The 25,868-nt window shown below is 42.4% G+C and carries 33 protein-coding genes and 1 pseudogene; 3 read left to right on the top strand and 31 right to left on the bottom strand.

Annotation, left to right across the window (positions count from 1 at the left end; all coding sequences use genetic code 11):
* Positions 1-34: 34 nt before the first annotated feature.
* The 13 genes from terL to MHH79_RS12005 form a co-directional block, all read right to left on the bottom strand.
* Entirely contained in the window at positions 35-1,789 is a 1,755-nt protein-coding gene (gene terL, locus MHH79_RS11945) for a phage terminase large subunit (RefSeq protein WP_340034493.1), read from the bottom strand.
* A gap of 146 nt (positions 1,790-1,935) precedes the next feature.
* Complete coding sequence (locus MHH79_RS11950) at positions 1,936-2,703, bottom strand: recombinase family protein (protein WP_340034495.1); 768 nt, start codon at positions 2,701-2,703, stop codon at positions 1,936-1,938.
* Positions 2,704-2,821: 118 nt separating this feature from the next.
* Positions 2,822-3,622 (bottom strand): hypothetical protein, encoded by an 801-nt coding sequence (locus MHH79_RS11955; RefSeq protein ID WP_340034497.1) that lies wholly within the window; start codon positions 3,620-3,622, stop codon positions 2,822-2,824.
* 115 nt (positions 3,623-3,737) lie between these two features.
* Positions 3,738-4,415, bottom strand: a complete 678-nt coding sequence (locus MHH79_RS11960) for a hypothetical protein (protein ID WP_340034498.1) — start codon at positions 4,413-4,415, stop codon at positions 3,738-3,740.
* Positions 4,416-4,507: 92 nt separating this feature from the next.
* Entirely contained in the window at positions 4,508-4,804 is a 297-nt protein-coding gene (locus MHH79_RS11965; protein ID WP_340034500.1) for a hypothetical protein, read from the bottom strand.
* Positions 4,805-4,896: 92 nt separating this feature from the next.
* Complete coding sequence (locus MHH79_RS11970) at positions 4,897-5,397, bottom strand: HNH endonuclease (protein WP_340034502.1); 501 nt, start codon at positions 5,395-5,397, stop codon at positions 4,897-4,899.
* 96 nt (positions 5,398-5,493) lie between these two features.
* Positions 5,494-5,772: a hypothetical protein gene (locus MHH79_RS11975; RefSeq protein ID WP_146876862.1), complete on the bottom strand. Its 279-nt coding sequence runs from the start codon at positions 5,770-5,772 to the stop codon at positions 5,494-5,496.
* 487 nt (positions 5,773-6,259) lie between these two features.
* Positions 6,260-6,646 (bottom strand): phBC6A51 family helix-turn-helix protein, encoded by a 387-nt coding sequence (locus tag MHH79_RS11980; protein WP_340034504.1) that lies wholly within the window; start codon positions 6,644-6,646, stop codon positions 6,260-6,262.
* An 847-nt stretch (positions 6,647-7,493) separates the two neighbouring features.
* Positions 7,494-7,739, bottom strand: a complete 246-nt coding sequence (locus tag MHH79_RS11985; RefSeq protein WP_224067376.1) for a hypothetical protein — start codon at positions 7,737-7,739, stop codon at positions 7,494-7,496.
* Positions 7,740-8,136: 397 nt separating this feature from the next.
* Positions 8,137-8,415 (bottom strand): hypothetical protein, encoded by a 279-nt coding sequence (locus MHH79_RS11990; protein WP_340034505.1) that lies wholly within the window; start codon positions 8,413-8,415, stop codon positions 8,137-8,139.
* Between the two features lie 98 nt (positions 8,416-8,513).
* Entirely contained in the window at positions 8,514-8,660 is a 147-nt protein-coding gene (locus MHH79_RS11995; RefSeq protein WP_172861803.1) for a hypothetical protein, read from the bottom strand.
* Between the two features lie 54 nt (positions 8,661-8,714).
* A complete protein-coding gene (locus MHH79_RS12000) occupies positions 8,715-8,879 on the bottom strand; it encodes a hypothetical protein (protein ID WP_340034507.1) in 165 nt (54 codons plus the stop codon).
* On the bottom strand, positions 8,880-9,164 hold the full coding sequence (locus tag MHH79_RS12005) for a type II toxin-antitoxin system HicB family antitoxin (RefSeq protein ID WP_069487228.1): 285 nt from the start codon (positions 9,162-9,164) through the stop codon (positions 8,880-8,882).
* A 450-nt stretch (positions 9,165-9,614) separates the two neighbouring features.
* Between MHH79_RS12005 and MHH79_RS12010 the strand changes: the two genes are divergently transcribed.
* Both MHH79_RS12010 and MHH79_RS12015 read left to right on the top strand, forming a co-directional pair.
* Positions 9,615-10,706: a tetratricopeptide repeat protein gene (locus MHH79_RS12010; RefSeq protein WP_340034508.1), complete on the top strand. Its 1,092-nt coding sequence runs from the start codon at positions 9,615-9,617 to the stop codon at positions 10,704-10,706.
* Between the two features lies 1 nt (position 10,707).
* Positions 10,708-10,857 (top strand): hypothetical protein, encoded by a 150-nt coding sequence (locus MHH79_RS12015; RefSeq protein WP_340034510.1) that lies wholly within the window; start codon positions 10,708-10,710, stop codon positions 10,855-10,857.
* 318 nt (positions 10,858-11,175) lie between these two features.
* Here the strand turns inward: MHH79_RS12015 and MHH79_RS12020 are convergent.
* A pseudogene (locus MHH79_RS12020) lies at positions 11,176-11,361 on the bottom strand (peptidylprolyl isomerase); the annotation flags it as partial.
* Positions 11,362-11,616: 255 nt separating this feature from the next.
* Here MHH79_RS12020 and MHH79_RS12025 point away from each other — a divergent pair.
* Positions 11,617-12,489 (top strand): DUF1002 domain-containing protein, encoded by an 873-nt coding sequence (locus tag MHH79_RS12025; RefSeq protein ID WP_014480169.1) that lies wholly within the window; start codon positions 11,617-11,619, stop codon positions 12,487-12,489.
* Between the two features lie 29 nt (positions 12,490-12,518).
* On the opposite strand, the gene lysA is transcribed toward MHH79_RS12025, so the two are convergent.
* From lysA to fur, 17 genes are all read right to left on the bottom strand, one after another.
* Positions 12,519-13,838, bottom strand: a complete 1,320-nt coding sequence (gene lysA, locus MHH79_RS12030; protein WP_004398851.1) for a diaminopimelate decarboxylase — start codon at positions 13,836-13,838, stop codon at positions 12,519-12,521.
* Between the two features lie 105 nt (positions 13,839-13,943).
* Entirely contained in the window at positions 13,944-15,425 is a 1,482-nt protein-coding gene (spoVAF, locus tag MHH79_RS12035; protein WP_003230471.1) for a spore germination protein SpoVAF, read from the bottom strand.
* Positions 15,376-15,987 carry a stage V sporulation protein SpoVABEA gene (spoVAEA, locus tag MHH79_RS12040; RefSeq protein WP_003230469.1) on the bottom strand — a complete coding sequence of 204 codons (612 nt, stop codon included), beginning with the start codon at positions 15,985-15,987 and terminating at the stop codon, positions 15,376-15,378. Before spoVAEA ends, spoVAF begins: the two co-directional genes overlap by 50 nt.
* Positions 15,988-15,994: 7 nt before the next feature.
* Positions 15,995-16,345, bottom strand: a complete 351-nt coding sequence (gene spoVAE / locus MHH79_RS12045; protein WP_003230467.1) for a stage V sporulation protein AE — start codon at positions 16,343-16,345, stop codon at positions 15,995-15,997.
* A gap of 1 nt (position 16,346) precedes the next feature.
* Positions 16,347-17,363, bottom strand: a complete 1,017-nt coding sequence (gene spoVAD / locus MHH79_RS12050; protein WP_003230465.1) for a stage V sporulation protein AD — start codon at positions 17,361-17,363, stop codon at positions 16,347-16,349.
* A gap of 12 nt (positions 17,364-17,375) precedes the next feature.
* Complete coding sequence (gene spoVAC, locus MHH79_RS12055; protein WP_029726751.1) at positions 17,376-17,828, bottom strand: stage V sporulation protein AC; 453 nt, start codon at positions 17,826-17,828, stop codon at positions 17,376-17,378.
* 12 nt (positions 17,829-17,840) lie between these two features.
* Positions 17,841-18,266 (bottom strand): stage V sporulation protein SpoVAB, encoded by a 426-nt coding sequence (gene spoVAB / locus MHH79_RS12060; RefSeq protein WP_003230463.1) that lies wholly within the window; start codon positions 18,264-18,266, stop codon positions 17,841-17,843.
* Positions 18,256-18,876, bottom strand: a complete 621-nt coding sequence (gene spoVAA, locus MHH79_RS12065; protein WP_015483402.1) for a stage V sporulation protein SpoVAA — start codon at positions 18,874-18,876, stop codon at positions 18,256-18,258. The genes spoVAB and spoVAA overlap by 11 nt, the downstream gene beginning before the upstream one ends.
* A gap of 126 nt (positions 18,877-19,002) precedes the next feature.
* Entirely contained in the window at positions 19,003-19,770 is a 768-nt protein-coding gene (sigF, locus tag MHH79_RS12070; RefSeq protein WP_063335253.1) for an RNA polymerase sporulation sigma factor SigF, read from the bottom strand.
* A gap of 11 nt (positions 19,771-19,781) precedes the next feature.
* Complete coding sequence (gene spoIIAB / locus MHH79_RS12075; protein WP_014477237.1) at positions 19,782-20,222, bottom strand: anti-sigma F factor; 441 nt, start codon at positions 20,220-20,222, stop codon at positions 19,782-19,784.
* The gene (gene spoIIAA, locus MHH79_RS12080; RefSeq protein ID WP_004398633.1) at positions 20,219-20,572 is read right to left on the bottom strand and encodes an anti-sigma F factor antagonist; all 354 of its coding nucleotides are present in this window, start codon (positions 20,570-20,572) and stop codon (positions 20,219-20,221) included. The genes spoIIAB and spoIIAA overlap by 4 nt, the downstream gene beginning before the upstream one ends.
* Positions 20,573-20,667: 95 nt before the next feature.
* Entirely contained in the window at positions 20,668-21,837 is a 1,170-nt protein-coding gene (gene dacF / locus MHH79_RS12085) for a D-alanyl-D-alanine carboxypeptidase DacF (protein WP_031315198.1), read from the bottom strand.
* A gap of 154 nt (positions 21,838-21,991) precedes the next feature.
* Complete coding sequence (locus MHH79_RS12090; RefSeq protein WP_003230447.1) at positions 21,992-22,807, bottom strand: purine nucleoside phosphorylase I, inosine and guanosine-specific; 816 nt, start codon at positions 22,805-22,807, stop codon at positions 21,992-21,994.
* A 12-nt stretch (positions 22,808-22,819) separates the two neighbouring features.
* Positions 22,820-24,004, bottom strand: coding sequence for a phosphopentomutase (gene deoB, locus MHH79_RS12095; RefSeq protein ID WP_015251776.1), 1,185 nt, complete (start codon positions 24,002-24,004; stop codon positions 22,820-22,822).
* Positions 24,005-24,163: 159 nt separating this feature from the next.
* Positions 24,164-25,054, bottom strand: coding sequence for a site-specific tyrosine recombinase XerD (gene xerD / locus MHH79_RS12100; RefSeq protein ID WP_063335254.1), 891 nt, complete (start codon positions 25,052-25,054; stop codon positions 24,164-24,166).
* A 7-nt stretch (positions 25,055-25,061) separates the two neighbouring features.
* Positions 25,062-25,289 (bottom strand): YqzK family protein, encoded by a 228-nt coding sequence (locus MHH79_RS12105; RefSeq protein WP_003230440.1) that lies wholly within the window; start codon positions 25,287-25,289, stop codon positions 25,062-25,064.
* Positions 25,290-25,412: 123 nt separating this feature from the next.
* A complete protein-coding gene (fur, locus tag MHH79_RS12110) occupies positions 25,413-25,862 on the bottom strand; it encodes a ferric iron uptake transcriptional regulator (protein WP_003223972.1) in 450 nt (149 codons plus the stop codon).
* Positions 25,863-25,868: the final 6 nt, after the last annotated feature.

Here is a 25,868-nt window from a genome sequence, read left to right on the forward strand (position 1 = left end):
CTTATTTTTGGTAACAAAAAAAGCCCAAAGGGTTTTAAATCCCCTCAGGCTTGTACCAAAATCCTCTTTTATTTACTCTTGTCATACCTATTGCTGATGCCAAGCTGTCAATGCTGTCATCATGGTCATGGTTAGGGTATTGTAATAGCTGTTCTTGCAGTATCCTCTGATTCTTTTTAATCCTGATGACACCCTGCTCAAACAATGGCTCTAAAGCCTCTATTCTTGACTCCTTCCTAGTAGTAGGGTTAACTGGCACTATCCTAGTAAAGTACAGACCTCTCTGTACTGCCCTAGATTGCATCTGCCTATAGATGTCATACTGTGCCTGAATGGTCTCAACTCCAAATTTCTTAGGCTGATACTTTTCAACCATATTAAGAGCCACCTCCATTGCTTGAGAAGGTGTACACTTCTTAGCCCAACTCTCTAGGACATAAATTGCTCCTGTCCTTCTATCCCTTGCAATGATATTGATTGCATTGTAGTCTGACCTGCTATTTTTACCCATAGCAATATCCCAAAAGCCTACAATATCTAAATGGTGACTAATCCTGCTCCTGCCTTTTACATCCTCTACAAACAGATCAGAGTCCTCAAAGTATAAGAAGTAATCCTCTCTGAAAATTACTGACTCATCATCAGAAGGTTTATTCAAGTACTCAGAGGCAAAGGCTCTGCTGCCAATCTCAATCTTTTTCTTAATCAGATCAAAGTAGCTAAACCTGTCAGCCCACAGCACCTCTACTCCCTCATCCATGATCTCCCTGTTTTCAGCATAGAAAGCCTCTGCCTCAGATTCCCTGTATGGGTTGTCAATATCTCTGAGCATGTTCTCAAGCTTTTCCCAGTAATCTTGATGCACCGGCTCACTGATGATTGCTGAGTACATCTTAGAATCATAGCCACTCCTTCTCATGATGTTAGGCAGCAAGCCTTGACCATGCACAAGAGTACCCATGTAGATAATTGCAGTCTTTTTAGGGTCTCCTAAAGGCACTACAACTGAGTTAAACCAATGGAGGTTCTTATCCCTAAGGTCTTTGGTGTTTGTGTTTTTAGCTGACTCTAAATCATCACAGCAAATAAGGTCAGGTCTTGCATTCTTAAACCTAGAACCCCTGAGCTGCCCACCCATTGAGGATGACTGCACTTTGATCTCAGAGAAGGTTACAAAGCCCTCCTGATTATCCTCAGGGTTAGCTTTTTTGTTAGGTGAAAGATGCTCACCAAAGTCCTCCCTAAGCTTTGCATTGCTCTTGAGGTTAGTGGAAATAAACTCTACAAAGTTTTGAGACATGGAGGCTGTCTCTGAGATGATTACAATATACTTTCTTGTCCTGTAAACCACAGCATGTGTAGGGTACACATTGGACAGGTATGCAGATTTACCACTACCCCTACTAGAACCCCAACAGATGTTTTTAATTGGGTTAATGGTAGTCAGCTCATCCAGTTTAGCTGTCAGCTCCCTGTGAAAGTCAGGAGCATCATCTATAGAAACTCCTTTAGGTATCAGGTTAGTCTCATTCTCAGGGTTTTTATCATCTGAAAAGTACTCATATGCAAAAAAGAGACTATCAAAGTAGCCTCTTGTCATCCTGTATACCTTGCTGTAGTATTTGATTTCCTCAAGCATCTCCTCAGCAGAGTCTCTGTCTCCTTCTTGAATATAATTTAAAGCATCAATTCTCATTTCCTCAATTTTACCCTCAAGTCTTGAGGCATACTCAATAACCTCATCTATAGGAGTATCCTTGAGCCATTTGATTAAATCCATTGCTAACATTTTAGCCCTCTCCCCTTTATTCTCACTGTCTCAGATAACCCTATATGGGTTAGCCACTTACTAGCTCATCTGAGGGCTGTTTCATAAAGGTGAGGGCAAGAAAAAAGAGACAGCAGTTAGTTAGCTGTCTCCCGCATTTTACCTATTTAGAGTTTTCCCTCCTCAAGTGCCTTAATCTTTCTGTAAAGAGTCGCTTTTGAGACTCCTGTGATCTCCACTATTTGAGGTACTGTATGCTCACCCTTGGAATAGAGGTCTAATGCAAGCTCTACCTTGTGCCTACTTTTTTTAGGTCTGCCCATTCTAGTGCCTTTAGCCTTAGCCACTGCTACACCTTCTCTGATTCTCTGAGTGATCTGCTCTCTCTCCATCTGAGCTAAAGCTCCCATTACAGTAAGAAGAAACTCTGACATAGGATTTCCATTAGTTGTATCTAACCAAGAATCATTAAGAGACTTGAGGGATGCTCCTTTGTTCTTGATGATCTCCACTATCTCAAGTAAGTCCTTTGTAGACCTGCTGAGTCTGTCAATGGCTACAATTACTACAGTATCTCCCTCCTCAAGCTCCTCTAACATCTTGTTAAGCTCAGGTCTCTCCCTTTTAGCGCCTGACATCCTATCAGCATAGATATGATCTACCCCAAAAGCCTTTAACTGCTCCTCTTGTCTGTCAAATACCTGCTTATCAAGTTTTGTAGATACCCTCATATAACCTACAGTCTTTGTAGACTTCTCCTCAGCAGGCTCAAGAGTAAGAGTGCCTTCATTTAATTGCTTTGCAATATCTTGGAGAGCAAACCTGCCACCCTCAAATTGAGTTAGAAACTTTTCCTCTTGCTTGTCAAAGACTTCCCAGTTCTTTTTACCTTCTGCTGTAGTGCCATTTGCTTTAACTGTGTAACGCTTTTCCATGTTCAGTCATCTCCTGTTTGTTGTCTCTGATTACAGTTTACTATAATTACACTATACTGTAAAGTATGTTTTGAAACTTTTTTGAGACAGGAAAAAAGGGCGAAAAAAAGGAGGGCTGCTAAGCCCCCTCTGATAGCTGTATATCCTGTTTTAATTGATGCTTTGCCCAGTCAGTGAAGTGATCTAACTTGCTATAAGGTACTGACAGTGACTCACCTGCTGTAGATGAAGAGCTTGCAAGGTTTAGCCTCCACTCAATAAATTCAGGTCTGAATAGTGGAAAACCATTGATGATCTTTGTTGTCTCAGACTCCTCATGGATTTCATACATCAGCATAAGGTCTCCCTCAAAGTCTCTAATGTACTTGATGAAAGCATTGCCCAACCTTAGACCACCTCTGCTCTCCTTCTCTTTTAGCATTCTTCTAGCCATTGGAGTATTAGAGGTTATGTGGATATAGTATCTTTTTACATCATCCTCAGCTACAATATCTACACCCATTACAGAATCAATCAGAGGATGAGAGATAACTTTTAAATGTGGCATACTTTCCCTCAAGCAAGCCTCAAAGTGCAGCTCTATCACCTTACTCATGTATGTCCTAGTCAGCCTCAGCTTACAAGCCTCTACCATAACTGTAGTTACTTCTACCTCAGGCTTATTAGTGGTAAACCAAGCTAACATTTTATTGATGCCTGAGTTAACATACTGCTTTTGTGTAGGTAGTGTATCTTGAGACTCAAGAAACCAATCAAACAGCTCAATTAAGTCCTGCCCAAAGCTCACCACTTCCTCTACTTCCCTTACTTGAGCTTTCTCAGCAGCAGTAAGTGTAGACTTATCTAGCCTTTCAATAGGCTTGTACTCCTCTGTAGCTAACAAACGCTCAATTTCTTTGCTTGTAAGTAATACTGTCATAAACAGGCCTCCTAAAAAGTCAAGGGTTTTGCCCTTGTTACCTCCCTAGTTAGAAAAGTCTGTTAAATCTGTGACAGCACAAAAAAGACAGGACTATGAAAGCCCTGCCTGTGGTTTACCATCCAAAATTATGAGGTAAGTACACTTGTTGCTGTGTTCTGATGATGTCTCTAAGATCAGTCTTAGGCTCATGCAGATCAGTCTCAGTTACCCTGATTAAGAATCTCCACTCATGCTCTTTAGCAGGCTGTGCTGTGTGTAAATCCCACCAATCCCACTTAACAGCAGTACAGCTAGGAATGTCAGTAGCTGTGTACTTGCCATCTGCAAGACCTTGAGTAACCTGCTGATTAATCATGCTGTACAGTTTAGAGTCAGGAGTGTCAGGCACTTCAAGCTCTACATTGCTCTGATCTAAAAATTGAGTGAGGCAGCCCTGCCCAGTAACAAACAGGTGAAAGATACTAGCATCCATGTCCTCCTGTGCTTGAATGTTAGGAGCTTGCTTCACTGTAGGATTAAGCTCAGCTCCTCTAGGCACTCCATCACTGTGCCAGCCTGATAGGGCAGGTGAAAAAGTAGGCATTAACATGTGTACTTTTGTGTCTACAATGATGTGCTTTTTACTGAAAGTTAAATCCATTGTTCCAATAGCCTGCCTAGTAAGCTCTCCCCCAAACTTGAGAGCATCCTCTAGTGAGGCATTGTGCAAAGCAGGAGTGTTTTTAATCAGCTCCTGACTGGGCTGCTCAACAGTCTTGCCAAAAGTGATAGGATTTCTGTTAAATGTCATTTTCATAGGTATTCCTCCTAAGTGTCTTTTCATATCCCTAGTTAGACAGGCAGGAGAAAGTGTGACAGCATAAAAAAAAAAGAGCAGAGAAATTAATCTCTGCCCCCATATAACACTCTTATCTGATCTTCAAGATGCCTAATGTGCCCAAGCATGGCTCTGTACTCCTCAGGAGTCAAGATGACTGCCTCTGCTTCAAACACATAGCTGTTTAGGCTCTCATCATACTTTTTAGATACTTCAATTTTATGCTCCATACCTCTGCCTAACTCATGAAGTACCTGCTTTTCAATGAAAGGCTCCCTCTTAGGGTCAAACTCAAGCTCCTTTTTTGTAATATACAGTCTAGCTCCAAATTTATTTTTACTCAAATCCATACTGTAAGCCATACTATGACCTCCTTCTGTTTTAACCTTTAATTAGAAAGCCATGCCCAAACTGTGACAGGCAACAAAAAAAGCAGAGCTGTTATAGCCCTGCCTCATGCTATATTCTGATATGTTTTGCGTGTTTTAATATTAGAAATAGTAGCTACAGAGGTGTTAAACAGATCACTCAGCTTTCTACAACTCAAGCCATTAGCTAAAAGCCCCCTGATTTCCCTTACCTCCTTATCAGTAAACCTTTTTCTATAGGTCATTCCTTTGTTAGTAGGGATTTTGCGACTTTTATGGGCTTGTCTGAGGTTATCTGCAAGGGATAGCACCTCCAAGTTAGCTAGGCTGTTATTGTCCTTATCCTCATCTATGTGATTAATTGTCTTGCCAACTGGATTGAGACCTCCTGCTACAGCAATAATATTGTGTACTGTAGTAGTAAAGATCATTCCATCAAGGTAGCCACTCGCAAGCTTATAGCCTGAGTTATTGCACTTTTTAAACTCAGTGCCCTTTCTACTAAAGACTTGCCCAGTCTCTGTGTTTGGAATAAAAACTCCTGCGTCAAGGAATCTCTTAATATGTCTGTAAGTTGATAGCTCCATGTAAAAGCCTCCTAGAGTATTTTTCAACCCTTAGTTAGAGGAGACTTTTGAAACTGTGACAGGCAAATAAAAAAAGCAGAGCTGTTATAGCCCTACTTATTCAGCAAGTTTACCTAGTTGTATTGTTGTCATTGATTGATACTTGTGAATGAAGTTAAGGCAGTCACTCATCATGTTATGGTACTGGGTACTGTCTAACTCTTTCAGAGAGTAGTAATAATCTGTGGGGTCAATAGTGGTGAGGCTGTTAAGTATATACTTGGCTACATTTACTGCATCTGTGAGATTGATGTCTGATCTAAAGTAGCCCCAATCCTCAAGTAAATACCAAACCTCAGCAGGAGTACCTTTTTCCCAATGTTGTATTTTTTTCACTCTTTCCAACTCCTAAAAGTAGAACACTTGTTCTTGTTTATAGTCTAATAATAGCAGAATACTGGATATATGCAAGGCAATAACTGGGTATGATGTGGCAAAGCTTTTAGATCAGTAGAGTTACTTTAGAGTTGCTGTAGAGTAATGGTTATTGATATGGATGCATTTTCTGTAGAGTTGCTGTAGAGTAACTGGAAATAAACTTCCACCAAAAAGGTATTTTCCATTGTGTAAATGTTAGAGGCACTTGCCCTAGCCCCTCCTACCCCTGTTCCCCCCTGTAGCCCCCAAAAAGCTTGAGCCATTTTATTTTTATGTAGAGTTTCACAGCAGAGTAACAGAGAGTTAGTGTGTGTCAACAGTCTCATAAACACCTGATTCTGAGACAGTTATTTAATCATTGATACATAAGGCTTTAAACAGTCTCATAAGTTAGTCTCAATAAATAAAATAAAAAACAGACAGAGCATCACTGCTCTGCCTTTGCTTAGATGTTATTCAATTCAGATAGTATATCTGTTAGAGACTTCTCATCAACAGACTGAGTAACTTCTTGTACATCTTTAAGTCTGCCTTGATTCTTGAGTACCAATTCAATAGCCTTAATCTTAGTACCTTCTTTAGCTTTAGGGTTATTAATAATCATCCTTAGCTGTGTGTAGGTATCTGCTAGAAAGCTTCTCTGCACTTCCTCAGACTGCCTGATAAGCTCATCATTAAATGCCTGCCCCTTTTTCCATTCATACAGGGTACTTGGATTGACCCCCACCTCTTTAGCAATCATCTCATTGGTAAGCCCATTAACATCCTTGTATACCATCAGTGCTATTGCCTTGTATTGCTCAGGCTTTAATGCCTTCCTTTTATTTTTCACAGTGTATCCACTCCCCTTTTCTTGTACTTTCCTCACCATCATCTCTCACTTACCTTACAGCACTTGCCTTATATTTACTGTCATTTAACAGCCATTTAACTTGTCATTTACAGGTCATTTAATCCCTTGCTATTACTGCATTTATCAGACATTTAACTGTCTTGTACATCCATTTATTTGCTATCATTTACAGGCATTTAACTGTAAAAATAAAGCTTTGCCACAGTAACAACAAAAATCCAAGATCAAAAATCAGCTTGCTCCTACATTTAACCTCCATTTACCTTTTATAATCAGAGACATGATCTCTAAATATCTTGGATAAAAGGGTAAATAAAAAAGCCTGACAGGTAGCTAAAAGCTATCCATCAGACTCATCAGAAAAGACCCTTTAGAGGTAACAATAGGAGACAACTTAGAGAGAGATTTTGGAGGCTGATAACCCTCTAAAAGGTCATTCCCTCTCTCACTACTATGTCTAACTGTAACAGCCCAAACAAAGTGTCTCCTTACATTTATTCTTATTCTTTATCTTATTCCTTATACTGTTTCTATACTGTTTATAACTGTTATTACTTTTATACTGTTTTAAAAGAAATGTTATATCTGTTATTCCTACTATGTAGTTAGCTGTAACACTCTAAATAAAGTAATTTTACTGTACTAAATATTGTAGCTAGTACTTTAAAAGCTCCAAACCCTTGATATGACTAGCCTCAGCCTGCCTAAAAAATTCAGATACCCCCTCCCCCCAGTCAAAAACAGACCCCCTATAATTAGCTTTGTGTTACAGCCACTGATACAAAAAAAAAGGAGCAAGCATCAGCCTACTCCCTTTAATTAACAGTTATTCTACAGCATTCTCAGCCTTTTTGGGCTTTCTTCCCCTTTTCTTGACAGGTTTAACTGCCTTCTCAGGCTCAACTGCCTCAACTGCATCCTCTACTTTTTCTGCCTTAGGCAGGTCAGTAACAGTAAGATTCTTCTTGGACACAGCATACAGGAAGCCTTGACTTCTGACAAACAGGTACTGACCATTGTCCTCTAGCTGCTCACCTACAATATCCATATCATCATTCTTAAACTGTTTCATACTCAAGGTATCACCTCCTCAATACCTTAGTTAGACCCCTCTTTATAATCTGTGACAACAAAAAAGCCTAACTGTGGGTGACAGTTAGACTTATGTAGGTAGGAGCATTACTTTGACTAGACTTTTATCCAATTATAGTTCATTTTTATTCTTACTTTAATTAAATGGTGTACTACTTTACTGGTAGATCAAACTACTATTCCCTAAGAGATTGCAGTTTTGAATATTAATGTTCAATTAACTGCCTGAGTAGGGTGGGTTCTCATTATTGTTATTCAAATTCTAATATATTTATAATATACAAATATACAGTTTTACTAAGCCTCTCCCTCAGTCGCTGCCTGTAAGGTACAATCTGCTAAAAGCACCTTACAAGCATTACTTTAGAGGAGGGAGCTTACACAGCCATTTTCAGACTGTGTTTAATCAGGAATGTTTGTAGCTCACTTATCATGGTAGCAAGGTACTCATTGTCAAATTGTAACATCATATCAATGACCTCACTGTACTCCTTTTTAGTGACATGGTTGTGAAACTCAGTAAGCCTGCTCTCAGCCCAATAGATAACTCCTTGAAGCCCTATCTCTGAGGCTGACATCCCCACCAAGTCAAAAAGTAGCTCTGATAGTGTGCTAGGTACATCCTGCACCCAAACTGTATTTTGTTGTCTAGTCAAAGTAAATGCCTCCTGTAAATAATTTATACGCAATCCTACCAATCTATTTTAATATTTCCTCTATAGGTAGTCAATACCATAAAAAAAGAGCTGATTGCTCAGCCCCTCCTGTTTCTTCTTTCTTCCTCAAACTTCTCCACCTGTTCCCACAGCTTAGCACTTCTGTACCTTCTAACCCTGTACTTATCCCAAAGCATCCCACAGCCACCAATAGCCATGATGATGAGTATTATCAGTATTATCACAGTTACCTCTCCTTTTCTCCTCTAGTATAGCAGAAGGAGGGTAACCCTGATTACTCAGCCCTCCATAATACATAATAGCTTTAGGTGTGCCTTAACTTCCTGTTTGAAGTCATCCCACTGCCCTTGCTCCTGTACCTTATCCTCTATGTCTGCTAACCTGTACTGAGCTTGCTTAGCCTTGAAAAACAGCTCAGCATACTCCTTAGCCAATTCCTGCACCTAGCTTGCCTCCTCCACCTTATCTGTAGCTACCTCTATGAGGACATAGCTTGCTCCTGCCTCAATATCAATGTCTTTAATGTCTGATGCTTTAGGAATGTGATTCCCTTGCTGCTCCTCTACAGCTAAAAGCTCTCTTAGTGCATCATGAGCCATAGCTACAGCCTCCTGCATTGTCTCACCATAAGTGAAGCAGTTTTCTAAATCAGGAAAGCTAACCATATATAGACCTGTGCCATCAAGTTTTTCTCTGTCAATCTTTGCATAATATTTAAACACTGCCATTTTAAAGTGACCTCCTAGAGTAAGTAATACCCAATCCTGTATTATATGTGTTATTATACAGATTGAGAAAGAGCAGGGAAAGCTCTTAGATGAGCTTAACCCCTGACTGTTTGGATAATTCCCTTAGGAAAGGCTTTGGTATATCTCTACTGGGATGGTTAGGAACAGGAAAGTTTCTGTTCGTCAGTGGGCTATACCATATTACATGTGAAGTTCCATTTTGGCGAATGACTTCACAGCCTTGTTTCCTGAGGGTTTTTGCTACTTCTCTATATCTCACTTCTTCCCTCCTCTCTACTCTTTTAGTATACTATAGTTACAGTATACTGTCAAACACTATATTGTAATTTTTGATACTTTTTTGATACTTAATATGAAACAATTAGCCTTTGCAAAAATTAGGACTTTTCTGTAAAATATTGTACATACTGACTAAAGGAGGGTTTTTTAATGACTGAGTTAGCCTCAGTGGATGTAGCTAACCTCATCAATGACTGGTATGTTCATATCAGAAAGAGAGAGATTTCTCAGGCTGTAGAGCTTAGAGACAAGATCATTGATGTGCTTGAGGACATGGAGGAGAATCAAGATGTACTTCTTTATTTCAATATCTTAGATTATAGGTTTAAAGTCCTTATGGAGGATTTAGCAGGGAAAGAGCCTACTTTAACTGATGAGGAAAGAATAAAGACAGATGACATGCTTAGGTTTTATTTCTTCCTATTCAAGGGAATGTTTGAAAGCTCAAGGAATAATTACTCTCAAGCACTGTCTCTCTTTAGGATGGCTGAGAAACAGTTAGATAAGGTATATGATGAAATAGAAAAAGCTGAGTTTCATTATAAGCTAGGAAGCCTGTATTACTTCACAAAGACCACCTTATTATCTTATCATCACCTATCACAAGCTAAAGGTATTTATAAAGGGCATGGAGGCTATGAGAAACAGGTTATCAACTGTGACATGCTGTTAGCCTTGAATTATATTGATGATGGCAGATTAGAGACAGCAGAGGACATGCTAAAGGACTGTGTAGAAAAGTTGAAAAAGTCAGGAGATAATCACCTCTTAGCCTTGGCTTACTATGACTTAGGCTTTTTGAAGATACAAGAGGACAAGCACTGTGAGGCTATCCAGTTCTTTGATACAGCATTCAAAACTGACAACCTTAAAGAGAATGCTCCTGTATCTTATCTACAGTGTGTGTATGAATCTGCAAGGTCTAACTACAAAACTGGGGAAACAGCCAAAGCCCTTGAGTGGGTAGATGAAGGCATTAAATTCTCAGAACAAATAGACAATACAAACTTTTCTTTAAAATTCTCTATTCTGCATATGTGCTACAGCTCTCCTCAGGAGTCCATAGAGCAAGTTAAGGCAAACATAGACAAGCTTGAAGCTAGACAGGCATATGTGGACATAGAGGCACTGGCTGTAGATGTAGCTCATGTGTATAGTTCATTAAATAATTATAAAGAATCTTCATATTTCTTGGAAAAGGCAATAAAATCAAGTAAGCTAACAGGTAAGGAGGTCATTTAACATGAAAAAACTTGTTATAGCTGCTATTATCACTTCAACTCTTGGCTTACTTGTGGTAAGTACCTTAAACACCCCTCAGGCTGACAGATTCCAAACTCTACAGCATGACAGCAATGAGGTAACTGTAGCCTCAAGAGGAGCAGGCTCATAAAGAAAAAAAACAGAGAGGCTTATGCAGTCTCTCTGTACTCATTTGTATTCACTTCTACAAACACCAAACTAGCCCCCTCAGGCGCTTTAATGGCTACACCTTACTTAGTATCAGACACAAGCAAACAGCCTTCTAAAGCCTCCTCAGCACTCTCTAAAGCCCCACTAATGCCCTCCCCTAAAAAAAAAGAAGCTGTTAAGCTCCTCTCTGTATCTCATATTCAAATTGTATGCTTTTAGATAGTTCCAAAGAAGAAAGTAGGCTTGACAGGTTAAGATTAGTAAGGGCAACAGGTTTAGGGTGGGTATTTGACTCTGTACCAGTTCCGTGCGGGCATCCGCCTTGGCTGACGAAGCCAGGGATCACTCGGTGGAATGTAAGCCCGTCATAAAAGCCTTCGTTCGCAAGCTTTTCAAAGTTTGCAACAGTTCCAGGTGCAGCTTCAGGATAAAGTTCAAATTCAATTTTGTTCCCGTCTTCTAATAAAAAGTAACCTGTTTTCAATTGTATGCCTACTTTCTTTATTTTAATTTTCAAAGGAGATTATGTATGATAGGTTATAGCCTGTCTCTCCTTGTCGCGGCTATTATACCACACCTTTCGGGGGAAAACGAATCTCCCGGCTTTACTAAAAAATAAAAATGAAACCTGAATCTCTTTATCTCCGTCTAACCTAACGGAACTGTATTTTTCATGATTCAGGTCCTCACAAAGCAGCACTATCCAGCTGCTTGTGAAATTGAAGGAGGTCAAACTGCTTTGAAGAAAATTTGGATTGGAATGCTGGCAGCGGCCGTTTTGCTGCTGACGGTTCCGAAGGTCAGTCTCGCGGATGCCGCAGTTGGAGATGTCATTGTAACACTTGGTGCTGATTTGTCAGAATCCGACAAACAAAAAGTGCTTGATGAAATGAATGTCCCTGATAATGCCACAACGGTAACCGTGACCAATAAGGAAGAACATGAATATTTAGGAAAATATATATCGAACGCACAAATCGGATCGAGAGCGATTTCTTCATCCTCAATCACCATTGCCAAAAAAGGCTCCGGATTGAATGTTGAGACCCATAATATCAGCGGCATCACGGATGAAATGTACCTGAATGCACTGATGACAGCCGGTGTTAAAGATGCGAAGGTGTATGTTACAGCACCGTTTGAAGTATCCGGGACTGCGGCTTTAACTGGATTGATAAAGGCGTATGAAGTTTCTTCTGACGAAGCGATCTCGGAGGATGTTAAGCAGGTCGCCAACCAAGAGCTTGTCACGACATCAGAGCTTGGAGACAAAATCGGTAACGAAAATGCGGCAGCCCTGATTGCAAAAATCAAAGAAGAGTTTGCTAAAAACGGGGTGCCTGATAATAAAGCTGACATCGAAAAACAAGTTGACGACGCAGCTTCTGATTTAAACGTCACACTTACAGACAGCCAAAAGAATCAGCTTGTCTCCCTATTCAATAAGATGAAAAACGCTGACATTGACTGGGGACAGGTCAGTGACCAGCTTGATAAAGCCAAAGATAAGATTACGAAATTCATAGAATCAGATGAAGGCAAAAACTTCATCCAGAAAGTCATTGATTTCTTCGTATCTATCTGGAATGCGATTGTATCTATATTCAAATAAGAAAAGCGCCGAAAAATCGGCGCTTTCTTTTATTGCTTTACACCCGTTTTAAATGGCAGATCAAGTTTTACAATATCTTCGTATGTTTCTCGCTTCACGACTAAATGAGCCTCACCGTTTTCGACAAATACAACGGCGGGTCTCGGAATACGGTTATAATTGTTGGCCATGCTGTATCCATAAGCGCCTGTACAAAAAACGGCAAGAAGATCGCCTTCTTTTACTTCCGGCAGGTCAATATCCCAAATCAGCATATCTCCGCTTTCACAGCACTTTCCGGCAATTGATACCGTTTTGTCATGCGCTTCTCCGATCCTGTTGGCTGCCGCAGCTTCATATTTAGCTTGGTAAAGCGCAGGACGAATATTGTCGTTCATGCCTCCGTCTACAGCCACATATTGGCGGACACCCGGCACTTCTTTTTGAGAGCCAACCGTATAAAGAGTTGTGCCTGCGTCTCCCACGAGAGAACGGCCCGGTTCGATCCAAATTTCCGGGATGTCAAAACCGTAACGGGAAGCATTTTCTTTCACAGCTTCGATAATTTTTTCAACGTATTCAGTGGCATGAAGCGGTTCATCATCTTCCGTATAACGAATGCCGAAACCTCCTCCAAGATTCAGCACCTTGGATACAAATGAATATGAATCTCTCCACTCGTCTAGTTTTTTGAAGATTTTTTCCGCCGCTAACACAAAACCGGCCGTATCAAAAATTTGCGAGCCGATATGGCAATGGACACCCAGCAGCTGAATGTGTTCCGATTGTAATACTTGTTCAATGGCCCGTTCAGTTTGTCCGTTATGAAGATCGAAACCAAACTTTGAATCTTCCTGGCCCGTTGTAATGTAATCATGCGTATGCGCTTCTACTCCGGGCGTGATCCGAAGAAGAACATCGATGGAGTGACCCGTTTCTTTACATAGGTCTTCAAGAAGCGCTATTTCATAGAAATTATCCACCACAATGCAGCCGATGCGGTGCTCAAGCGCCATGCGCAGTTCTTCCCTGCTCTTATTGTTCCCATGAAAGTGGATGCGTTCCGCCGGAAAGCCTGCCGCAACAGCCGTATATAGCTCTCCTCCGGATACGACATCTAAAGAAAGTCCCTCTTCCTCAGCGAGCTGAATCATTGCGACTGATGAGAATGCTTTGCTCGCATATGCCACCTGTGCTTTTAGCCCTGCAGAAATAAACGCCTGCTTAAAGCTTTTAGCACGCTCACGTATTAAAGCCACATCATATACGTAAAGAGGTGTACCATATTTCTCCGCTAAATAGAGAGCATCCACACCTCCGATTTCTAAATGACCATGTTGATTTTGTCTGCTTGTGCCGTGTAAGAACAATGTCATTCCCTCTTTCTCCGCTTATGGATGAAAGGACAGTTTTATGGACTGTCCCTTCATAATTAAGACATACATTATCATACTCTTCAGTCAGTTTCAATGCGATTATGAATTGGTAGGCTGCCTTAAGCGATTTTTGGGGTGAACGATACTGGGTCTTACTTTTGCGCCAGGTTTCGCTGTGCGGACAAGAACCTGCCACAGCGCCTTTCCGTTAAAGGGAATCAACGGCCATAAGTACGGTGTCTGAAGGGATTTGATGCTTGCCATGGCAATAATTAGCACTGTAAACCCGATGACGAGCCCTTTTATATGAAATAAGGCAACGAGTATCATGAGGACAAGACGGCTCATTTTGTTTGCCAAGCTTAATTCATAACTAGGCGTCGTAAAGGTTCCAATCGCCGCAAGTGAGACGTACAGAATCACCTCAGGAGAAAAAAGGCCGACCTCAATCGCAATCTGCCCAATCAGAACAGCGGCAATTAAACCCATTGCTGTCGATAAAGCTGTCGGGGTGTGAATGGCAGCCATTCTGAGAAACTCGATTCCTAAGTCAGCTAAAAATATCTGCAGGATGATCGGGATATGCGTATCTTTATTTAAACCGATAAATTTCATGTTGTCCGGGAGCAGATCAGGCTGAAGCACAAAGAGAAACCAGATCGGAAGAAATAAAGTAGAAGCAAGAATACCGAAAAATCTTACCCATCTTAAAAAGGTCCCGACTGAAGGCGCCTGCCTATATTCTTCAGCATGCTGCACATGGTGAAATAAAGTCGTAGGGGTAATGATTACACTCGGCGATGTGTCCACTATAATGATAACATGGCCTTCTAGAACATGATTTGCGGCCACATCCGGTCTTTCTGTATAGCGCACGAGCGGAAAAGGATTATAGCTTTGATTCACAATGAATTCCTCGACAGTTTTGTCTGCCATTGTTAATCCATCGACATCAATGGATGCAATTTCTTTTTCTACGATCTCAACCAGATCCGGATCAGCTATATCTTCTATATAACAAATGCTTAAATCCGTCTTTGACCGCTCACCAACTTTAGTCATCTTGACTCGAAGGCGCTCGTCTCTGATCCGCCTTCTGAGAAGGGCCGTATTGACGACGATATTTTCAACAAATCCGTCTCTGGCTCCTCTGACTACCTTTTCCGTATCAGGTTCTTCCGGGTTTCTGCCCGGATAGCTTCTGACGTCAATTATAAATGCGAAGCCTGCACCTTCAACAATGACAGCGACGAGCCCGGACAGCACTTGGTCGGTGGTTTCATCCAAGGTTTTTACTTTTTCGACCTGGGCGTTAAGCAGCCTGTTTTCGACGATGTCGACCAGCTCATCAGGGTCTTCTTTCCGATTGTTAATGGCAACAAGCTCTCTCATTAAATGAATAATATAGGCTGTATCGCATAATCCATTTAGATAGTAAAGCTGGATCTCTTTATCTAAAATCGTGAGCTTGCGAACACCTACATCATAGCTCGTCCCCATCCCAACACGGTTTTTGAAATACTCTTCATTTTTAGCTGGATTCCGATAAACCCGAATTTTCTCTTCCTTGTGGTCCGGCATGATACCCGCTCCTTTCTAAAATAAACTCGACCGCTTTCATGGTGATTGGCGACCCTTTTGAGATATCGTCTTTTCTGCCCATTTTGCCGATATCCCCGATACCGACAATAAGCGGGAGATCAAGTTTATCAAGGCAATAGACTGTATCTCCACTCATTCTGTGGTCATCAAATTCTCTTTCCCCGACTTTATCGACGCCGTATTCAGTTATTTCTCCATTGCGGTCAATGCTTACATCGACCCTGGTCCATTCAGCCTGATGTGTTTTTGACGCGACCGCAATCACACCGAGCACTTCAATAGACGGATGGGTTGCGACATAGGTTAGAGCGGCTTCTCCCGGACCCTCTCCTTGAAGGCCGGAGTCGTCAAACATGACAAATACAGGATCATACGGTGCTGAGGCGATCAGCTTGACAAGCTCGGCGCCGCTGCGGGTGGAAGGATTCCCTTTTGATTGTGAAATACATCGACCTCCCACTTTGCTTGCGGCGTATTCAATTGTTTTAGCGGCATAAACATCCCCGTCTGTTACCAGTATGACCTTGCGTTTTGTCGTCATGTCGGCATTATCCTTTCGGTTTGAAAATAACAGCTACGATAAAGGCGAAGAGAATAGCGGCTGAGATACCGGCCGAGGTCAGCTCAAAAATCCCCATGCCGATTCCGATAAATCCGTGTATATGCGCCTGATGCATGGCACCGTGCAGAAGACTGTGACCGAAGCTGACAATCGGAACGGTGGCGCCTCCTCCGGCAAATTCAATAAATTTATCGTAAATGCCGAAACCATCTAATATTGCACCGATTACAACAAATGATGTCATGACATGAGCTGGCGTCAATTTAAAGATATCCAAGAGCAGCTGGCCGACGATACAAATGGCCCCGCCGCATACAAAAGCCAAAAGGTAGTCCATGTTAAGATGCACCTCCTGCACGCTCAAATACAACCCCGTGGGCGATAGTCGGGATGGTTTCTTTTTGCTGGATCATCGTCGGGCTTAATAGCGCCCCGGTCGCCACGACAAATACACGGTTTAATTTTCCTTCTCTCAGCTGCTTAAAAATATGAGAGTAGGTGACAACCGCTGAACAAGCACAGCCGCTCCCCCCGGCAAAGACCTGCTGATCCGGAGTGTAAATCAGAAGCCCGCAATCATCATGCTTTGTGCCGACTGGATATCCATCTTCTTTTAAAATGTCTTTTACGATTGGAGAACCGACGCCTGACAGGTCACCTGTCAGGATTAGATCATAGTCATCCGCTGTCCGGTTGAGATCTTTAAAGTGCTGCTTAATCGTATCAGCTGCAGCCGGAGCCATAGCCGATCCCATATCAAAAGGATCTGTAATTCCTAAATCAGAAACCTTTCCGACAGTCGCACTTGTGATTTGGATATCACCCGGTGTCTGACTGATGACAACTGCACCGCTTCCGGTTACAGTGGAGGTAGCAGTGTCCGGTTTTTGCCCTCCGTATTCTGTCGGATAGCGAAACTGTCTTTCCGCAGTTGCATTGTGACTGCTGGTGGCAGCGAGTGCCCTTTTGGCAAACCCGCCATCAACTAAGGCTGATGCGACAGCCACTGTTTCCATTGATGTTGAACAGGCGCCAAACATACAAAGAAATGGGATTTTCAAGTGTCTTGCCACATAGTTAGCCGTCACGTTTTGGTTCAGCAAGTCGCCTGCCAGCAATAGGTCAATATCATCTTTTGTCAGATTGTTTTTTTGAAGCGCAACATTAACAGCGTCTTCCATCAGCTGCCGTTCCGCCATCTCCCAGCTTTTTTGATTACAATGCATTTCGTCATAGGTTTTATCAAATAAAGAGCCGAGCGGTCCGTCTTTTTCCTTTGGTCCTGCTGCCGTTCCCGCTGAGTTGACAAATATGGGATGTTCAAATACCCAGGTTTGCTTTCCTGTTAATTTCATTTTCTTCTCCTCCTATGACATCAGTTTCTCAAAAGCAAACCGAATCATTCCAACGATGTATGCAGCTACAACTCCGAAAACAATAACATTCCCTGCCAGTTTAAACATATTTGTCGCTACTCCAAGCACTAATCCTTCGCTTTTATATTCAAGAGCCGCGCTTGCCATACTGTTGGCAAAACCTGTGACAGGTACGGCTGAACCTGCGCCTGCGAATTGTCCGATTCTGTCATAGATGCCGAGCCCTGTAAGCAGGGCAGAAATTAGTATCAGCGTTGCAGCTGTTGGATTCCCCGCAGTTTTTTCATTGAAATCAAAAAAATGGATATAAAAATTTTGCAGACCTTGCCCAATTGCACAAATCAGCCCGCCCACTAAAAAGGCTTTTACACAGTTCCAGACGTAAGGCGGCTTAGGCTGATATGTTTTCACTTTTGATTTGTAATTTTCTTTTATGTTTGTCATCTTGAAACCTCCTTATGAATGGTCAATAAAGTACAGCCAGTGAAATAAAGATCCCGCGATTTTCCCAATCACGATGGCCATTAATAAAATAATGATTTTACTTCTGAGCCCGATTCGTTTCGCCAAAATCGGCAGGACATTTAAAACCTCTGTAAGAGCAGCCGCTAGCATCCCGACGAACAAACCTGCCAGAAGCCCGACCGGCACAGCTATCCATTTTGTTAGATAAAGATGATTCATATGAAGCGTCTCCCATCCCCCGCAAACCGCGCCAAGAATAACAGCCGCTTCATAAGCCTGAACAAATCTCATTGTTTTGGTGAGCTGCATCAGCCGCGGAATGATTCCCATTACGGTTAAAAAAGCAACGAAACCCGCCCCCACCGTTATGCCTCCGCCGAGCCCGACAAAAATAATGAACAATACACTAACGATCATGCAGATCCTTTATGGTTTCTTGATTCTCATGCATGGCCACATATTGATCGAGATCAAGCTGATAGTTAAACATCTCAACCTCCAGCGGGCTGGGCTCTTCATTTAGGCGCTTTTTAAATATGTGGTTAAAAAACACGATCATCCCCAGTCCCAAACCGATGCTGTATGGGATTTGAAGCAAATATGGATAGTCATTCCTCTCTCCGGTTATGATTTCATATAGTGCGATATGAACATCTCTCATGCTTACATCCTCATGAAAGTTCATGATGGCAAGACACGATCCAATAAACAGAAGCAGCCAGACACCGATAAATAGAACCGTTGATAAATTTCGCTTTCGATACTGAATTTCAACAATGGTTTCTGCTCCGCCTACGGTTTGAACATCAAGTGCCGGATCTTGTAAATGAATGGCTCTGAGGACTTGTATGATATCCAGAATTACGATATTTTTATCTTTTTCGCTCACCTGATAAAGCGGCATAGCCGAAAGTTTCTTTTTCAGCTGAAGCTGCCCTTCTATTTGTGCGGCATCTCCAACGGTAATAATATCCCCTGGATGTGCCAGCACCCGGTGGCGAAGCCGGATAAATATTCGTCGTTCCATCATTGATCACCATCTTTCGGTGGTTATATATGTAGTATGTGGTTCGATTTTGTTCTCATTCATCCGCTCGAAAAGACCATAAATTACCACGCTTTTGCACACAAAAAAGCTAGCCTGCACTGCAGACTAGCCATCCGTATGATCCATTTGAACCTTGATCTGTTTTAATATTTTCTTTTCAAGCCTGGAAACCTGAACCTGAGAGATCCCGAGCCGCTCAGCCACCTCGGACTGTGTCTGGTCTTTATAATATCTGAGATAGACGATTAGTTTTTCCCTTTCCTCCAAATCGCTGATCGCTTCTTTCAGCGCAATTTTGTCAAACCATTTTTCTTCTGAGTTGTCAGCGATTTGATCAAGCAGGGTAATCGGATCTCCGTCATTTTCATAAACGGTTTCGTGAATCGAAGATGGAGCCCTTACCGCCTCTTGGGCCAGTACAACATCCTCAGCTTCAATCTCCAAATGGTCAGCGATCTCCTGCACCGTCGGCACTCTGCCCAGTGTTTTCGAAAGCTCATCCTTCGAGCGCCGGATTTTGTTTCCGAGCTCTTTTAATGACCTTGATACTTTTACGGTTCCGTCATCACGGATAAACCGCTGGATTTCTCCGATAATCATCGGCACTGCATACGTTGAAAAACGCACATCATAGGTTAAATCAAATTTGTCAACAGATTTTAACAGCCCGATGCAGCCGATCTGGAAGAGATCGTCAGGCTCATATCCTCTGTTTAAAAACCGCTGTACGACAGACCAAACAAGACGCATGTTTTTTTCTATGAGGAGGTCTCTTGCCTGCTGGTCGCCATTTTGGCTTTGTTTGATTAATTCCTTTACTTCATGATCCTTCAGCTGAGCGTTTTTGCCGTTTTTCTTAACCTCCACATCCATAACAAATCTCCTTAATTACAAAGCGCTTTGCTTTTTGATAAGTGCTTTGTTAAGCGAATCGTTGTTCCCATTTCAGGCGATGAATCGATACTGACATCATCCATGAAATTTTCCATAATGGTAAAGCCCATTCCAGAGCGCTCAAGCTCAGGCTTAGTCGTAAATAGAGGCTGACGGGCTTCTTCAAGATCTGTAATGCCTAAGCCTTCATCACGAATAGTCATATATACGACATGATCTTCCAGCGTCACTGAAATGTAAACTTTCCCTTCACAGTTCTCTTCATATCCATGGATGATCGCATTCGTGACAGCCTCTGACACGACTGTTTTGATTTCAGTCAGTTCATCCATTGTCGGGTCCAGCTGAGCTATAAATGAAGCAACTGTCACACGGGCGAACGATTCATTCTGACTGAGGGCAGAAAACTCAATGTGCATTTCATTTTTCATGATGCCACCCCCAGTGTCAGGAGCGCCTGCTGTTCAGATTGTTCAAATCGGATAATTTTAAACAGACCCGACATATCAAACAATCGCTTCACCGCAGGAGAGATAGCGCAAACGACCATTTCCCCGCCAATTTGCTTAATTTGCTTGTATCTTCCTAAAATAACGCCAAGCCCCGAGCTGTCCATAAAGGAAAGGTCCTCCAAGTTCAGCACGATATGGCGAATATCATCCTTCTCCAATGATTGAGTCACTTTTTGCTTCAGGGTTTCAGCCGTATGGTGATCGAGTTCGCCTGTTAATCGAATACAAAGCACAGATTCTTTGACATTCATGTCAATTCCAAGGCTCATGCTCATTCCTCCTTGATATGATCGGATAATGAGTGTTTCGATTTCGACGGAATGAATTCCTTCACCGTGACAAAACTAGTGGTCATTCGGCATAATTACTTAAATTTTGTCCAGTCTCCCATCGTCCGCTTCAAGAATGTGATAAACCCGGCTTTCTTCATATCTTCTTTTGCAGCAACAGGACTTTCAGCGAGTACTTCTCCATCCTTTTTCAGAACAAGAGTGCCAAGCTCTTGGCCTTTTTGAATCGGAGCACTAATATTGTCCTTCATCTTGATTTCTTTTTTCACATCGTTCATATCCTCGCCTTTTTTCGTCAATATTGAAATCGGCTCAGATGTAGTAAGTTCGATAAATTTTTGTTTCCCTTTTTTGACCTTTACTTTTGCTACTGTTTCATTTCGTTTATATAAAGGATGCGTTTCATACTGGCTAAAGGCGAAGTCAAGCATTTTTGTCACTTGCGCGTTTCTTTCTTTAGGCGTGCTCGCTCCGAATACAACCGCTATGGCCCGCATGTTTCCTTTTTTAGCCGAAGCAGTCAGACAATATTTCGCTTCGCCTGTATAGCCTGTTTTTACGCCGTCTACACCAGGATAAAATTTGATAAGGCGATTTGTATTCACAAGCCAAAACTTTTTATCTGTATTTTCACGCAGATAATCTTCATACGTGCCGGTAAACTTCGTAATTGATTCGTATTTCAATAACTCCTTAGCCATGATTGCCATATCATAAGCAGAGCTGTAGTGTCCTTCCTCGGTCAGTCCTGTTGGGTTTTTAAAGGATGTATTTTTCAATCCCAGCTCTTTTGCTTTTTTGTTCATTTTCTTCACAAATTCTTCTTCAGAGCCGGAAATAAATTCAGCCATGGCGACGGAAGCGTCATTTCCCGAAGCGATTGCGATGCCTTTCAGCATTTCTTTGACAGTCATTTCTTCGCCGGGCTCAAGGAATATCTGTGAGCCGCCCATTGACGCCGCATGCTCGCTTGTACGGACCTTATCACTCATTTTGATTTTGCCTTTATCTAAAGCTTCCATAATCAAAAGCATCGTCATAATTTTCGTCATGCTTGCAGGCGCCAGTCTCTCATTGCTGTTCTTGTTGTAAAGCACTTTTCCCGTGTCACGTTCTATCAGCACCGCAGACTTCGCTTCATGAGCAAGCTCCGATGTACGTTTTCCGTCTTGTTTTGCAAATGCAGACGGTGCAAATGTAAGCAGCATTATACCAATCAACAAAGTGGATAAAAGACGTTTCATCTCAAAAGCCCTCCATTTCATAATCCTTTTTATTTTTTCCAAGCGGGATGGTTTTATACGCCACTGATGGAAAATGTTTCGAATTTTGGGCATAAAAAAAGACAGCTGTGTGATATCAGACACAGCTGTCTTTTGATCCTGCATTGATTCATATTTATTCGTACTGAGCGACGATCGCTTTAACAAGCTTCAAGAATCCAGCTTTTACTTTTTCGGTCACTTCCATAACTTCATCGTGACTTAAAGGCTGATCCAGAATTCCGGCTGCCGCGTTAGAGATGCAGGAAATGCCAAGAACCCGCATTCCCGCATGATTCGCCACAATGACTTCCGGAACAGTAGACATGCCGACAGCATCAGAGCCCATCGTTCTTAAGAAACGGACTTCTGCCGGTGTTTCGTAAGAAGGTCCTGTCACAGCAGTGTACACGCCTTTTTGAATTGGGATATTAAGGTCTTTCGCAATCTTTTCAGCCAGGCTGGATAGATCTTTGTCATAGGCTGAAGACATATCTGGAAATCTGGCGCCGAAATCAGCTTCGTTTGGCCCGATTAACGGGTTTGTTCCCATAAAGTTGATATGATCGGTAATAATCATTAAGTCTCCCGCACGGAATTCAGTGTTGACACCGCCTGCGGCATTTGTCACGATCAACGCTTCCACACCGAGCGCTTTCATCACGCGTACAGGGAATGTGACTTTCTCCATTGAATAGCCTTCATAAAAATGAAAGCGGCCCTGCATTGCAATGACGGAAACTCCTTCAAGAGTGCCAAGCACAAGCTGTCCGGCATGCCCTTCAACAGTAGATACCGGGAATTCAGGTATGTCTTCATATTTCAGCTTGACCGGATTTTCGATTTCGTCCGCCAAAATGCCAAGACCTGAGCCTAAAATAAGGCCGATCTTCGGAGATTCCGGCAGGTTTTGTTTAATAAAAGCGGCTGCGCGTTCAATTCTGTCCTTCAAGAAACAGTCCCCCTATTGTAATAAAGATAAAAAGCTTTTCCCGTATTTCGGTTTATTCGTTTGGAAATTATCAGCGATCGTTGCGCCGATATCAGCAAATGTATCAGCAAGCGGCAGCATTTGCGCTTTCTTATGTTTTTTGCTGTAGGCGAGAATCGGCACATACTCGCGTGTATGGTCAGTCCCATGATGAATCGGATCATTGCCGTGGTCGGCTGTAATAATTAACAGATCGTCTTCTCTCATTTTTTCAAACACTTCCGGAAGCCGCGCATCAAATTCTTCAAGCGCGCGTCCGTAGCCTTCAGGGTCACGGCGGTGTCCGAATAACGCGTCAAAATCAACAAGGTTCGCAAAGCTCAGACCCGTAAAGTCTTCTCCCAGCGTATCGATCACCTTGTCCATTCCGTCCATATTAGAAACCGTTCTGCGTGAAGAAGTAATGCCTTCTCCGTCGTAAATATCAGAGATTTTACCGATTGAAATCACATCTAAGCCGCTGTCTTTCAATTCATTCATGACAGTACGGTCAAACGGCTTCAGCGCATAATCATGGCGGTTTGGCGTCCGTTTGAATTGACCCGGCTCTCCGACGAACGGCCGTGCAATAATGCGGCCAACCATATATTTCGGATCAAGCGTCAGCTCTCTCGCCGTTTCGCAAATGCGATACAGCTCCTCAAGCGGCACAACCTCTTCGTGAGCGGCAATTTGCAGAACAGAGTCAGCAGACGTGTAAACAATTAAAGCCCCTGTCTCCATGTGCTCCTGGCCAAGCTCATCCAAAATCGCTGTGCCGGAAGCCGGCTTGTTTCCAATAATTTTGCGGCCAGATCTCTTTTCCAGCTCTTGAAGCAATTCATCAGGAAAGCCTTCCGGGAACACTTTAAACGGTTTATCGATGTATAAACCCATAATCTCCCAATGGCCGGTCATCGTATCTTTGCCGTTTGACGCTTCTTGCATTTTTCCATAATACGCAAGCGGATGTTCTGTTTTTTCTACACCTTTGATATCTTCGATAAGACCAAGGCCGAGCTTTGCCATATTCGGCATATGTAATCCGTTCATATGCTCGGCAATATGACCGAGCGTATGAGCGCCTTCGTCATTAAAGTCAGCAGCATCCGGCGCTTCGCCGATTCCGACTGAGTCCATCACAATTAAAAACACACGATTATATTTGTATGCAGGCATCTTGAAAGCCTCCTTTTTTCTATACGTCTATTGTATCGCTAAGAGGTCTGACAACTCAAGTATAAACCGTTTTCATTCCCGTTGACAATGTATTTGAAAATAATGAGAAACTTCAATATTTTCTGTCGATCTAAACAAAAAAGCCGCAGCCACCTGCGGCTATGCTCGCGGATGAAACTGCTTGTACACATCCTTCAGCCTTGTTTTCGTCACATGCGTATAAATTTGCGTCGTGGATATATCCGCATGACCGAGCATTTCCTGCACCGCTCTTAAATCTGCCCCGTTCTCAAGCAGATGCGTCGCAAAGGAATGCCTGAGCGTATGCGGAGTCAGCTCTTTCTTAATGCCGGCTTCCAACGCGACTTTTTTCAGGTTCTTCCAAAATCCCTGGCGGCTGATCTGTTTGCCGTGATGATTTAAAAAGAGGGCGTCAGATACATTGTTCTTTAACAGTTTTCCCCTGGCTTTTGTCATATATTCCTCAATGGCGGAAGCGGCGGCTTCACCAATTGGCACAATCCGTTCTTTTCTTCCTTTGCCGAAGCATCGGATAAACCCCATAGATAAATGAACATCTGCCGTTTTCAACTCAATCATTTCACTGACTCGTATGCCTGTCGCATAAAGCAGCTCCAGCATTGCTTTATCCCGATAGCCGAATGGGCTCGTCAGCTTAGGCGTGTCCAATAATCGCTCGACTTCATTGAGTGCGAGCACCTTCGGAAGCGCCCGTTCCGTCTTTTGTGTTTCGATATGAACGGAAGGGTCCTTATCCGTTACTTTTTCTCTGAGCAGAAATTGATGAAAAGAGCGAATGGATGCCAAATGCCGCGCCGATGTCTTGCCGGATTTCCCCGAGTCCTTCAAATGCTTTAAGTACTGGATAATATGTATGCGGGTAACGTGATTCCAATCCGTAACATGAAGGGTTTCTGTTAAGTAGAGAGAATAGCTTTTCAAGTCACGTTCATAGGATACGATCGTATTTTGAGAGAGCCCTCTCTCTACCATAACGTAGTGGATGAAATCCTTTATTTGATCTTTCACTCTTGATCTACTCCCCGTTTTGGTAAAAAAAGATCAACCGGTCGAACCATCCGCCTTTTTCATCCTGATCCATTTCAACAACTTTTACAGCGGAGCCTTCCGGTTTATCATACCGATGATAGTTTTCATACTCTTGATTCACCCATATCATAGCATAATAGAACAAAGCGGTAAAACCGGTAAACAGGATGAAAACTTTCAATGCATCGACAGCTGTTTTCAGGAATCTTCCCATGTCCTAATCGATCCTTTCCTATGGTTCCAGTTATATAAACCATATGCCAAATCAGAAAGGTTTTATACATAGAAACAGCAAAAAACCCTTTCCCCATGAGAAAAGGTTCGCGCTCGGCACCGTCTATTCAGTTTCTTTTCCGTTACAGCGGTGGCAAATGCCGTGAAACGTCAATCTATGATCTTTAATCTTAAATTTCCAATCACGTTCAATGATTTCTTCCACGTCTTCAAGCAAATCTTCTTCAATTTCATCAACGGCTCCGCACTCCATGCACACCAAGTGGTGATGAAAGTGAGCTGCGCCCTCTTTCCGAAGGTCGTAACGGGACACACCGTCTCCAAAGTTAATTTTATCAACGACTTTTAATTCAGTTAATAATTCAAGCGTACGGTATACTGTAGCGAGACCGATCTCAGGAGATTTCTCTTTTACGAGGAGGTATACATCTTCTGCGCTTAAATGGTCTTCTTCGTTTTCAAGCAGCACTCTTACTGTCGCTTCACGCTGTGGCGTAAGTTTATAGCTGGATGAGTGCAGTTGTTTCTTAATTCGATCAATACGGTTTTCCATGTCTTT

The sequence above is a fragment of the Bacillus sp. FSL K6-0993 genome (genome assembly GCF_037977205.1).
In the GTDB taxonomy this organism is placed as follows: Bacteria; Bacillota; Bacilli; order Bacillales; family Bacillaceae; genus Bacillus; species Bacillus subtilis.